Consider the following 11,812-nt stretch of genomic DNA (forward strand, 5'->3'; position numbering starts at 1 on the left):
CTCTATTAAAAAATTTTGTTGATTTTCTTCTTAAACTACATAATCTCCTTCATTATTCGCTGCTTTTTGTTTCGACAGTGGTGTTTCTATTTCCTTTTACATAGGAAAATAATTTTTAAAAAAATAGTAAATAAATTTAAAAATAATATAAAAATAGTTCGTGTTATTAGGTTTTTAAAATGTTAAATTTATATCATTGAGAATTGATTAAGGGACAACCTTATCAGTTCCATTTTTGGATTCGCACCTTACCTGAATGTTTGGAGATGGAGAATTGAAAAAGCGCGAGGTACTTGCATCTGTAAAGGATGAAAAGTTAATTGAAATGAGAAGAGATCAAATTATTAAAGGGGCGGTGAATCTTTTTAAAGATAAAGGTTTTCACAGAACAACAACAAGAGAGATTGCCAAATCAGCAGGCATTGGTTTCGGAACTTTATATCATTACATCCGTCAAAAGGAGGATGTGCTTTATTTGGTTTGTGATAAACTCTATGACCAAGTACATTCACTACTAGAGCAAGGGATTGATACAAAGCAAGGAACAATCGAGAGTCTAAAACAGGCAATGAAAATCTATTTTAAAGTAATAGATGAAATGCAGGACGAAGTTTTAATTTTATATCAAGAAACAAAATCCTTATCAAAAGATGCGCTTCCTTATGTCTTGGATAAAGAAATTGCTATGACAAATATGTTTAAGAGCATTATTGACAGTTGTGTAAAAAATGGTGAATTAAACCTTTCGGAAAAAGAATCAGAGTTGATTGCCCATAATATTACTGTTAGTGGCGAAATGTGGTCATTTAGAAGATGGGGGCTTCAAAAGAGATTTGCTATTGATGAATTTGTTGCACTTCAATTAAATATATTTATAAAAGCGGTTACAAATCCTAACGACTTTTAGCCCATTGTTCCCAGCAACATATTTGTTGGGGCTTTTTTTATGGTGAAAAAGTGGTTGCTTCAACATTTTAAATTAATGTTCATCATACGAACGGAAAAACTATCCCTTTTGAAAATGTTTCACAATCATTTTTCTCACCTTTACCGTACCATAAGTTTTTTATAAGTCGAAACAGATTCGCTACAAGAATTAACTTGACTTAGAGGACATACACTATACAGGTATAAAACTTCCAATGGATAGGTGATTTCAATGAATCGACGTAAAATAACATTTGTATTCTGTTTTCTTTTTTGTCTGGCTTCTCTCTTCGCCTGTACAACGGAACGGGGTAAGGAGAGTATAAACAACCAACAAGTAGGGCAGAAAAAGGAAAATGTAACCCCAAAACCAATAGCACAGAAAAATTGGAATGAGGGAGATTTTAGATTATCAAAAGCACAGCATAGACAGCAGGTGATCAATCTTAATCAACAATTTCCAGATGTTGTTATCTATAAGGGGAACCCAAATCCAAATCTGAAAAAAAGAGTAGCGCTTACCTTCGATGACGGTCCTGATAACTACTATACACCGAGGATTTTGAACATTTTGAGGGCAAAAGGAGTACATGCAACCTTTTTTATGGTTGGAAAACAAGCCAAGAGTTATCCAGATATGGTGAAACGGATTGTGGCGGAAGGAAATGCAATTGGGAATCACTCGTGGGATCATCCGAAACTGTGGACACTTAGCAAACAGCAAGTTATGCAAGAAATCGTTTCTACACAAAATGAGATTCAGCAGATTACTGGTCAGCGAACCACCTTGTTTCGACCGCCTTATGGAAGGGTGACTCCAGCAGAAGTGACTCTGATCCATGATCTAGGGTATCGTGTTATAGACTGGTCTGTTGATACATTAGATTGGGCAGGAACTCCCGCTCCGACCATACTCCAGTATGTTAAAAGGGAAGTTTCACCAGGAGGTATCATTCTTGAACATTGCTTGGCTGGTCATCCAGGGGAACTGAATGGGACACTACAAGCCTTACCACAAATCATTGATCACTTGAAAGCACAAGGCTACGAATTTGTCACTATACCAACACTACTTAGTTAATCGATTTAGTTCATTCAGATGGGCTGTCGGCACTGTTGCTTCAATTATCACTCAATTCGAATAATTTTAATAACTTTAATCTTTTATGATTAAATCAAGGTTTTCTTAAGAATCTTGGTTGTTGATGAAAAATCCATCCCTGCACTCTCAGGGATGGATTTTTGCTTCTTTAGGCACAATATGAGTTTAATTTGACATAATATAAGTCAATTTCTTATACAACTAAACTCCCCCTGTAGTGGAACAAGTAAAAGAGCCACAGCTACGACTCATTGCTAAACTCAAGCACCCGTTTGTTGAAGTGAAATAGTTCACAAATCTATTAGTATCCTGCTTTTCAAGTTGAAAGCCCCATTATTCATAGCCGTTTAATTAGCATTAGAGATAACTTTGGGCAAGTACCCTTGAAGATGCTGTACAGAATACTCTAATAAGATTCGTAACTGCACTGTTGGAACAGGACAAATTTCATTCCCATACACTTTTGTTAGACGATATCATGTTTAACATCATGAAAGGATGTAGAGATATGCCGGGGTTACCAACGATTGGGATAGGTTCTAAAGGTCATTATGTAAAACTACTGCAAATGGATTTAAATGGATTAGCACTTAATTATAACAACTTTACGATAGATGGTATCTTTGATTCAAAGACAAGTAATGCAACAAAAAATTTTCAGGACCGATTTGAAATAAAAAGTGATGGCATTGTAAGATCTCTTACTTGGAAATTATTAATTGAAAATGTTAAAGCTGTACAAAAACTATTGAATTCCTATGGCTTTCATACTGGATATCCTGACGGGTGGTTTGGCTCTCATACTACAGATGCAGTGCGAAAATTCCAAAACCATAATGGACTTTCCCCGACAGGAATTGTTGACCCAAGAACACGAAGAAAATTGTTTAATCCACATCCACAGGATAATATAGATAAGCGTCCGAGTTCAAATGACATAAATTCACTCCAACCGCACGTTGCGATGCTTGCAAGAAGATTTCTGGAATTGACAAGATCGCATAATTTAGATGTTAAGATTACTCAGGCATTCAGAAGCTGGGACGAATCAGACAGATTATTTGCTCAAGGGAGAACAACACCTGGACCAATTGTTTCAAATGCCAGAGGAGGAGACTCCTATCACAACTGGGGATTAGCCTTTGATGCCGCACCTGTTGAAAATGGTCAGATATCAAATGATACACAGAAATATTTTACTATGGGGCATTTAGGAGAGCAGTTAGGTCTTAAATGGGGAGGAACATTTAAGACTATAGTTGATTATCCGCATTTTCAATATACGTTTGGATTAAACACATGGGATCTTCTGAATGGTATTACACCGCCTAAATGAGTGTTCTTATCCAAAATCAAAACTTTTTAAACAAGCTGAAAGCCTTTCAATAAGGAGACATTCTTATCAGGAATGTCTTTTTTGTACTGTCAAACCAATTTGATACATCTAACCTGCTTACGTTAGTGGAACAAGCAAAAGAAGCCGCCGAGGCAGCTGGTGATCTTCAACTAATGCACCCGTTTGTTTAAGTACAATTATTCACAAACTCAAAATTGCTGCTATATAATCGTCATTTTAATACCACCTTAATTATTGGGGAAAATAACTTTGAGGTGATTAGAGTGATTAAAAAGGTTTTAATAAGTTTTTGTATTTTTATACTATATACAACCAATGCTATGGCTCAAACTAATCATCAAATACAAATTATCGATATAAAAAAAGGTAAAGTTATAAAAAATGTTCAAAAAAACCCCGATTTACAACAAGAAGTAGAGAAATTTCTTGAAGGAATAGCAGGGGTTTACGTGAAAATGAATCCATATCCTAATAATGGGTTTGTGATAAAAATCCCTTTAGAACCTACTGTTATGGTTAAAAATCAATGGTTCAATGACCTTGTAGATGAAGTAATGATTATTTTTCCTGTTCAAGAAAATCCATATTTATTGGTTTTTGACAATGAGAACCAACCATATTTCTTTAAATTTCAAGGCAATACAAGCAAATTCTTGGGATTATTGAATTTTAAGCCATAAACCTCAGAAATGAGGTTTATTCTATGCATCTTATTAAACTGAATCGTTAGAGCTCAATAAGAAAAAGGCTGCCGTAGCAAACTAACCTTTTTTGCTCAAGCACCCGTTACTTTAAGTACATTCCTTCACAATCTTGCTTATTTCTTTTTTCGCCTAAAAAGAGAAAAAGCTACCATTATTAATCCTTTTTAAGTATTTAACAGACAAATTATACATCGATGTATCTATTCCTTCTTGAGCTATCCTGCCATTTAGCTTAACAAGAAAAAATGAACGCTACAGCGATCATTGCCGGAAATCGATATTTCACTCAAGCACTCGTTAGTATAAGTGCAACCCTTCAAAACTAACTTTAGAATAACAAAAAGGGAACCGCCAAAGCGTTCCCATCTTTATCAAAAGCACCCTTTAAGAGCCAACTTGTAGCATCCTACTTCTTTTATTGATAATTTTTATATAACTCTGATTCCTTCAACCGCTAACATTTACATAGTTAAAGATTTGCCTACCGTACCATCCATTATATAGACTTATTGAGGAGCATGTACCTGATAGGACAGAGAAGATGAAACAAAAAAAAATCCTATGCTTTATTGTGGTTGATAATCCTTATGTAATGGGTGTAACCCACGAACACGGTCAACCGTGACACATAACTCCATGCCAAACAAAAAGAGGACGCTCACAATATAGATCCAAAACGTGACCAGTGTTGTAAACGTTAGTGTCCCATATATCAATTCGTAATTCCCTAAATGATGGGTATAAATAACGAACAGCTGGCGTGCAACGTAAACACCTATTGTGGTCACAATCGCTCCTGTCAACAAAGCTTTCGTCGAGAGGGCTGCCGAAGGTAGAACCCGATAGCAGAGAAAGCAGGTTACGAACATGAAGAACAAGAAGAACGTCCCTGACATGGTGTGAACAATGTTAACCCATTCAAATCCATCAAATTTTGCGATACTCATGGCGACTTCGGGTGAAACCGCCGATAGAAGAGAAGACAAAAGAATTAACAGAAGCAAAAAACCCAGCATCACGAACCCAATTACGTACTGCTTAATAAAGGAACGGTGTTTACGAACTTCACAAATCGTGTCGAGCGTTGTTTGCAAAGACAGGAAACCGCCAATAGATGCCAACAGCAGTCCACCAATGCCCATTATCCCCACCGCAGTGCGGAATTGAGTTAGATGATCGATGGTGGTCGTAACAAATGATTCACCTTTCGGCATGGAAGGGATAAATGATTGAAACAGATGATCGAGAAACTGCTCAACAGCTGTACCGTCAATAAATAGAGATGCAAAAAAAATCAACAGCAACGTAAGAGGAATAGTCGAAGCAAATCCAAAATATGCAATGATTGAACCTAAATACATAATATTGTGATGAAAAAAGCCTTGAATCAAAGTTTTGAAAAACACTTTTACTTTCTGCACCTGCGACAAACCTTCCCTAGTATTCTGTCTATATAGTTTGTGCGGTCGGGTCCCATACAATGCAAAGTGGAGTCGAGAAAAATGATTATACGAAAAAAAATGCCTATCCTTCCTGGATCGGTACCTAACCCTTTGACAAACGTTTGAAAAAGGGAGCACTATTAATACTGCCTTTTGGCTTCCAAATCCTTGGTTACACAAGATAAAATGAAGAAAGTTGTAACCATTACTGCTTATTCTAGGTAATCTGTAGCCAATGAACCACTTTAAAATCAAGACAATCAATATTACAAGCAACACTGTTGCCGAGAGCAGCCATAACCACTGCCACTTATCTTTCTTCATCAAGTAACTTCCATAAACAAATAGTGGAAAATTAGTCCTTCTTCATCCGCTCCACCTGTTGGTTCAATGAACATAAACTTCTGTAACTTCAGTAAAATGGCAATCCCTAAAGAAGTCCTAAGTTTCCAATACATCTAATCACCTCAATATTATTTTCCAACTGAATACTTATATGTTCTTATTATAAGGCCATAAATAATGCACTCTTAAGAGTGCGTTTTTGTTTTTAGTAAAGATTTTAAATGTAATGATATGGTAAAATATAGAAAAGGGGGGTGTTGATGAAAATCAACTTATATCTAATCCAATTAGGAATTATCATAATCGTAATTTTTGCTGGAACTTTCACAATTCGCTATTTCAAAACTGGTGAACTTTTAATAGATCAGATTATTGGAACTTCTGTTGGTGCTGCGCTTTTAATTGGTTCATTGATTTGGAGGAAATTAAATCCACGATCATAAATTATAAAAAGAGAGCAGATTTTTCTAAGTAATTAACTTACTGTGGAGTAAATTTAAAATAACAATATAAGACAAATTGGAGTTGTAAAAGTGAAGCAAGGCAAAAAATTTATCTTAGCCTCTTTGTTGCCTGTTTTATTAGTTGGACTGTCGGCTTATAGTATTTCATCTAGTAACGATAACTCAACAAAAAATCAGTCACAGTCTGATAACACATCTCAATCGAATGGCTCATCAACCATTTCACAGAAAAGTGATGACTCGAAATCTAATAATAATAATAAGGACGCAAATAAGAATAATACACAGTCATCTACGTCAGATGATTCAACAGTGAATAAAGAAGGAACATCAAACAAAGTCACAAGTTCAAGTACCAATACGTCCGACAAGGCTATAAACCGTCCGACTGGTGCTTGGGTGGATACTTTTGAGAAAGAATTATATGAGGGATATCACGTTACGCCAAGTCGTTACAAGAATATTGGCAACGGTAATTGGGAAGTTTGGGTTAAAGAAGTTGATACTGGAGATAATCCTTATAACGGTCAATCAAAATACGGGTGATTTCCACGGATAATTAGCCTAAAAATGTGCTTGGATTTCTCCAAGTTCATTTTTTGTGTATTCTGCCAGACATGGAGCCTTAAGGCTGCGATTTTTCTACAGAAATCAGGAAATTAAAATTTAGGTTAACCAATAAATAAAAGGGGTGGAGTTTTTTATGTATGGTTTGGCAGAATACCTTTATTCCTCGTAGGATGGATCTGAAAGAAGAAGGTCTTTGGTAGGTTTAACTATTCAATCAAGGAACGCAGGTGAATGCGTTCTTTTTGTGCTACGGGAAATCGCATAGATGGCAGCAAGATGAATCTAGTACTTGCAACCATTCGGCGAAATGTTCACCACATCTCCTGTTTTAAGAAGCTGCACCAAGACCTCATAATAACTGGCACTCTCATAAAGTAATGATAATTTAAGAAATACTATAGAATCCTCTCTAGCAAAATCCCCAATTCTTTTGCTATTACATTAGGTGGAGAAGGCATTCCATCCTTTAACCATGATTCCAAAACTCCTACATAAGCATTTGCAGCGAATTGAACAATAATATCTTCACTTAGACCTTCATTTTTTCCATTTGTTTTGTGCAATTCATCCTTGTACCCCTCGATAACATACTCTAGGAATTTATTACGAAAAGAAGGGGTTGCTTCTTTACTCGCTAACATCGTCGAAAAGAATAAATAATTTTTCTCAAAGTATTCGAAAAAAATCTCGGTTGCAGCTACCCATTCCTCTTGGCATGCCCATTCACTTGTTTCCTTAAGCTCGTTTATATGTTCATCTATCATCTTATCTAGTAGATCGTATTTATCCAAGTAATGGAGATAGACAGTACTTCGGTTCACATTTGCTCTGTCAGAAATATCCTGAATGGTAATGTCATCAAATTTTTTTTCGCTCATTAGTTCAAGAATTGCTTTTTTTATCGCCTCTTGGGTTTTGAGTACTCTTCTATCTATTTTCGGCATTGTTTCATCACCAGACTTCCTTAAAGATTATCGACAAATTTAGGCGATTTGTTGAGTAAACAACAAAATGCGCTCATTTAACTATTGAATGCATCATGTTTCTTTTTATAATTATAAACAGATGTTGCTTAATCAATCAATGGTGTTTTTCTTTGCTGGGTGAGTCAAGTAATTTACTAACCATTCAAGGACAACGGTTTTTAATCTATAATGGGAATCTATATTTGTGGGACACATTATGCTTTGAAATTTATTCAAAGGCAGGAAAAAAGGGCAGAACAAACAATATAAAATATCCAAAAGTGAAGGATATCACATGAATTTAAGGAGGGTGGGGATGACTAAAGGAAATAATTTACTTATACTGATATTAATCATAGGGGTCTTCGGCATCTTAAATACTGAAAATGAAATGATTATTCGACCAACTGTTCAAGTTGGTTAATTTAAACTCATTAACTGCCCCATTTACACATTTTGGGGGCAGTATTTTATCGTTTAAAGGGGTTGTAAGTATGGAAAGACCATATATTATTTGCCACATGGCAACTTCATTGGATGGGAAAATCAATGGAGATTATTTGAAAATGGAACGAGCAGCTTATTTTTCAGACGAATACGAAAAAATTCATGGACGTTATGGATGTAACGCATGGATGTGTGGCAGGATTACCATGGAGGAACACTTTACTTTCGGACATAAATTAGACTTAAATGAAGATAACATCCCTACTATCCCGAGAACTGATTACATAGCAAATAAGGATGCTAAAAGTTATGCCATAGCAGTAGATCCATCTGGAAAGCTAGGATGGACAAAAAACTACATTTCAGAGTGGAACGATAATAGAACAAGGGACCATATAGTAGAGGTGCTTACAGAGCAAGTATCTGATGCTTACTTAGCTTATCTGAAAAAAATAGGAATATCTTATATTTTTGGTGGAAAAGAACGATTAAATTTTACTGTCGTAGTAGAAAAGCTAAAAAATCTATTTTCAATCGATAAATTAATGTTAGAAGGTGGGGGCTATTTAAATGGATCATTTTTGAATGAAGGATTAATTGATGAATTGAGCCTAATTTTAGTCCCAATTGCAGATGGCGCATCTAACTCTGTGACACTATTTGAAACGAGTTCTTATCTAAACAAATCGAAACCAGTAAATTTCTTCTTGAAAGAAGTAGAAAAACTGGATGATGGTGGATTATGGTTGAAGTATGTAACCAATCGTGATTAATCATCATGTGAGTTTTAGAGATTTTGCCGGAGTAGAGAAATGGTGAGGCGCCAAGCGAGGTCTCAACAGAGAGATGCACCAGAAGGTTAGTACAAAGGTGGATTTGGCGGGTTGTATCATTTAAATACCTGTATGGAATCCGGCGTAGCCGTTGTAACTGTCAACCCGGGCAGGGAAGGAGATTAAGATGGAAAAAGGAAAAATACAATTAAAACCAAGACTCTTTATATTGTTAATCGTGTTCCTTATTGTCTTCATAGGATCAACTTTTTATTTTTTTCAGAATGCTAATGGTCAAGAGATCAAAGAATCGAATCTAATATATGGTAGTAACCCAGCGCAAATATTAGATGTCTATACCCCTAAAGTCCAAAACGGAGAGAAACTCCCCGTCATCATATATGCACATGGTGGTGGATGGAGCGGCGGAGATAAAACAAATGTTGCAGCAAAACCTGACTTTTTTACTAAAAAAGGTTATGCATTTGTTTCGATTAACTATCGCTTATCTCCAAATGCAACGTATGAAGAAATGGCAAATGATGTTTCTAAAGCGATCAAATGGGTTTATGAAAACGCCAATAAGTATCATTTTGATCGGACAAAAATAAACCTGATGGGCCATTCTGCTGGCGGTCATTTAATAATGTTAATAGTGACAAATCCTACTTATTTAAATAATGTGGGACTTTCATCCAAAACAATCCATTCCATTGTGAACATAGAAGGACCACTTGATTTAACGAATTTTATCAAAAGATTTGGAAAGTATAAAAAGGTTTTTGGAAACCATCAAAAAGTATGGCAAGAAGCCTCGCCGATTACGTATGCAGCTACTAAAAATCTTCCGCCAATATTATTGATTGCACATGGAAGAATTTCGGTTGAACCATTTATGTCCATAACAAAAAAGGTTGGTAACATCGTCAAATATTTTGAGGCCAAAACCAATTCCCATAGCCAATTAACCCAGTTTCTCGGAACCTCCCGTAACGAAGAAGCGGCAAACATGACCAATGCAGTGACGGAGTTTTTGGAGAAATACTAATTCTTCTTTCATTCTAAACATATCAGTGATTTTACAGAATAGAAGAATTGAAGAAATGGAGGTACTTTATCATGAAGGAATAATGAATGCCATTGATTCCTATGAATCTTTTTAGTATAGAATCGTTTTCTACTCTGGGAGTAATAAGGTGCAATTCTTCAAAAACGCAGGATTGCTTTTGCTTGAGTAAGCCTTATTAGTTTTTAGAAAAGGAACCGCAATTTGCGATTCCTTTGATTTTTATTTATTTGCTCCTTTTATGAGACTAAGTGATCTGTTCATTGGAGATTTGCATTTGCTGACATCAGGGTAAGAAGAGCAATAGCTGTTTTCAACCAATATTTACTAGGATGCTATTCCCTCACTTTCGCTAACTTCCGCGCTTTTTGCGGGTGAGCCTCCCCGAAAGATAACTAGGATAATAATAAAGATCAATAAAACAAGGGTAACCAATCCTTTGCCGATCCCTAGACCACCATGGCTCTGAGCAGCCCCTAACCAATCCGAGAACGATGCACCTACCGGACGCGTCATGATATAAGCGAACCAGAAAGCAAAAATTTCATTAAAACCAAATAATTTGTAACCCAAAGCTGGAATAGCTAGCAAGACAGTAAATAAAACACCTGATGAGAAGTAACCTAAATGCATGGTTGACGCGGTCATATCCCCTGCGGCGGTACCCAGTGCGAATGTTACCAGTACGGTTAGCCAATAAAAGACCTCTCGGCGACGGGTGAAAATGCTGTGTACGGACAGTGTTTTTTCTTTGGAAAACCAAGTAATGAGGACAACAGTAAGTGCCACTATAAAGAAGATGGTTGACACGATGTAGGGAATGCCAAGTCCGACACGAACGACATCTGCAGCCATTGTTCCAAATATACTGACCATTACAACCACCAACCAGTAGATACTTGGTATATAGCGGCGTACTTTGAACTGCAAGATCATGGCGGCTACAAAAATAAGAACACTTAAAGGTGCAGAGATAAGTGGATTTAGATTCTCGAATAAATAATCGGAGGCCACCTCTCCCATCCCAGTTGTCAGTAGCTTCGTAATCCAAAAGAAGAGTGTAATTTCGGGAACCTTAGCAAACATTTCATTTGCCTGATTCATAGTGACTGATAAGGGTTTGTTCATAGTAGACCTTCTTCCAATAATTATTAACAAAGGCTTAGTCCAGCTGCAGAATTTTTCCTTGTTGATAACATATTCCAGCTGGTTTGCCATGTGTTGTAATAACAAATCTTCATAATCTAAAATATTACCGTGTCGTGGGCAATATATTTAATAGCTTTTTCCTCTCCTCATAAAATGAAAATTTATTAGTTTACAAGTACATTCGTATGTATAAATTTTTACGAACATATTATTTATAATAAAGCCACCTTAATTCTGTCTTAATTAAATGTTAAATAATGATTAATAATGATTAAATAGATCGTTAACAAGCTCATGGCTTTAATTTGAAAGGGGATATCATCGAAACCCATCCACAAGTCCAATTAATTCTAGTAGAAAGGTTTTTAGGGGTTTTTTATGAACATCGACATAATAATTGACATCAATTTTAATATTAGAGAATAAGTATTGTACAATTAAAAAAGAATGGCAAAACTCCTGTCAATTTTAATGTCGTTATAAAAGTGAGGAAGAATTATG

At 35.9% G+C, this 11,812-nt stretch carries 12 protein-coding genes; 8 read left to right on the plus strand and 4 right to left on the minus strand.

Annotation, left to right across the window (positions count from 1 at the left end; all coding sequences use genetic code 11):
• Nucleotides 1-274: 274 nt before the first annotated feature.
• The 4 genes from BIV60_RS16000 (at nucleotide 275) to BIV60_RS16015 (ending at nucleotide 4,066) form a co-directional block, all read left to right on the plus strand.
• Entirely contained in the window at nucleotides 275-907 is a 633-nt protein-coding gene (locus BIV60_RS16000) for a TetR/AcrR family transcriptional regulator (RefSeq protein ID WP_071356707.1), read from the plus strand.
• A 252-nt stretch (nucleotides 908-1,159) separates the two neighbouring features.
• On the plus strand, nucleotides 1,160-2,008 hold the full coding sequence (locus BIV60_RS16005; RefSeq protein ID WP_083402280.1) for a polysaccharide deacetylase family protein: 849 nt from the start codon (nucleotides 1,160-1,162) through the stop codon (nucleotides 2,006-2,008).
• A gap of 529 nt (nucleotides 2,009-2,537) precedes the next feature.
• Entirely contained in the window at nucleotides 2,538-3,365 is an 828-nt protein-coding gene (locus tag BIV60_RS16010; protein ID WP_071356708.1) for a peptidoglycan-binding protein, read from the plus strand.
• Nucleotides 3,366-3,649: 284 nt separating this feature from the next.
• Complete coding sequence (locus tag BIV60_RS16015; protein WP_071356709.1) at nucleotides 3,650-4,066, plus strand: hypothetical protein; 417 nt, start codon at nucleotides 3,650-3,652, stop codon at nucleotides 4,064-4,066.
• Between the two features lie 590 nt (nucleotides 4,067-4,656).
• Here the strand turns inward: BIV60_RS16015 and BIV60_RS16020 are convergent.
• A complete protein-coding gene (locus BIV60_RS16020; protein WP_256218438.1) occupies nucleotides 4,657-5,511 on the minus strand; it encodes a YihY/virulence factor BrkB family protein in 855 nt (284 codons plus the stop codon).
• A gap of 344 nt (nucleotides 5,512-5,855) precedes the next feature.
• The gene (locus BIV60_RS30500) at nucleotides 5,856-5,990 is read right to left on the minus strand and encodes a hypothetical protein (RefSeq protein ID WP_256218437.1); all 135 of its coding nucleotides are present in this window, start codon (nucleotides 5,988-5,990) and stop codon (nucleotides 5,856-5,858) included.
• A gap of 147 nt (nucleotides 5,991-6,137) precedes the next feature.
• Between BIV60_RS30500 and BIV60_RS16025 the strand changes: the two genes are divergently transcribed.
• Both BIV60_RS16025 and BIV60_RS16030 read left to right on the plus strand, forming a co-directional pair.
• Nucleotides 6,138-6,320 carry a hypothetical protein gene (locus BIV60_RS16025; protein ID WP_071356711.1) on the plus strand — a complete coding sequence of 61 codons (183 nt, stop codon included), beginning with the start codon at nucleotides 6,138-6,140 and terminating at the stop codon, nucleotides 6,318-6,320.
• A 90-nt stretch (nucleotides 6,321-6,410) separates the two neighbouring features.
• Nucleotides 6,411-6,887 carry a hypothetical protein gene (locus BIV60_RS16030; protein WP_071356712.1) on the plus strand — a complete coding sequence of 159 codons (477 nt, stop codon included), beginning with the start codon at nucleotides 6,411-6,413 and terminating at the stop codon, nucleotides 6,885-6,887.
• 419 nt (nucleotides 6,888-7,306) lie between these two features.
• Here BIV60_RS16030 and BIV60_RS16035 read toward each other — a convergent pair whose 3' ends face one another.
• Nucleotides 7,307-7,855: a TetR/AcrR family transcriptional regulator gene (locus tag BIV60_RS16035; RefSeq protein ID WP_071356713.1), complete on the minus strand. Its 549-nt coding sequence runs from the start codon at nucleotides 7,853-7,855 to the stop codon at nucleotides 7,307-7,309.
• Nucleotides 7,856-8,370: 515 nt separating this feature from the next.
• Between BIV60_RS16035 and BIV60_RS16040 the strand changes: the two genes are divergently transcribed.
• Entirely contained in the window at nucleotides 8,371-9,096 is a 726-nt protein-coding gene (locus BIV60_RS16040; RefSeq protein ID WP_071356714.1) for a dihydrofolate reductase family protein, read from the plus strand.
• Nucleotides 9,097-9,283: 187 nt separating this feature from the next.
• On the plus strand, nucleotides 9,284-10,144 hold the full coding sequence (locus BIV60_RS16045) for an alpha/beta hydrolase (RefSeq protein ID WP_071356715.1): 861 nt from the start codon (nucleotides 9,284-9,286) through the stop codon (nucleotides 10,142-10,144).
• A gap of 345 nt (nucleotides 10,145-10,489) precedes the next feature.
• Here the strand turns inward: BIV60_RS16045 and BIV60_RS16050 are convergent, their stop codons facing one another.
• A complete protein-coding gene (locus tag BIV60_RS16050) occupies nucleotides 10,490-11,290 on the minus strand; it encodes a COG4705 family protein (RefSeq protein WP_071356716.1) in 801 nt (266 codons plus the stop codon).
• Between the last annotated feature and the right edge of the window lie 522 nt (nucleotides 11,291-11,812).

Origin of the sequence: Bacillus sp. MUM 116 (assembly GCF_001866655.1) — a bacterium.
In the GTDB taxonomy this organism is placed as follows: Bacteria; Bacillota; Bacilli; order Bacillales; family Cytobacillaceae; genus Neobacillus.

Coding starts and splice junctions, on each gene's coding strand:
- BIV60_RS16005 (WP_083402280.1), top strand. CDS start 1,160: ATGAATCGACGTAAAATAACATTTGTATTCTGTTTTCTTTTTTGTCTG.
- BIV60_RS16010 (WP_071356708.1), top strand. CDS start 2,538: ATGCCGGGGTTACCAACGATTGGGATAGGTTCTAAAGGTCATTATGTA.
- BIV60_RS30500 (WP_256218437.1), bottom strand. CDS start 5,990: ATGTATTGGAAACTTAGGACTTCTTTAGGGATTGCCATTTTACTGAAG.
- BIV60_RS16025 (WP_071356711.1), top strand. CDS start 6,138: ATGAAAATCAACTTATATCTAATCCAATTAGGAATTATCATAATCGTA.
- BIV60_RS16035 (WP_071356713.1), bottom strand. CDS start 7,855: ATGCCGAAAATAGATAGAAGAGTACTCAAAACCCAAGAGGCGATAAAA.
- BIV60_RS16040 (WP_071356714.1), top strand. CDS start 8,371: ATGGAAAGACCATATATTATTTGCCACATGGCAACTTCATTGGATGGG.
- BIV60_RS16045 (WP_071356715.1), top strand. CDS start 9,284: ATGGAAAAAGGAAAAATACAATTAAAACCAAGACTCTTTATATTGTTA.
- BIV60_RS16050 (WP_071356716.1), bottom strand. CDS start 11,290: ATGAACAAACCCTTATCAGTCACTATGAATCAGGCAAATGAAATGTTT.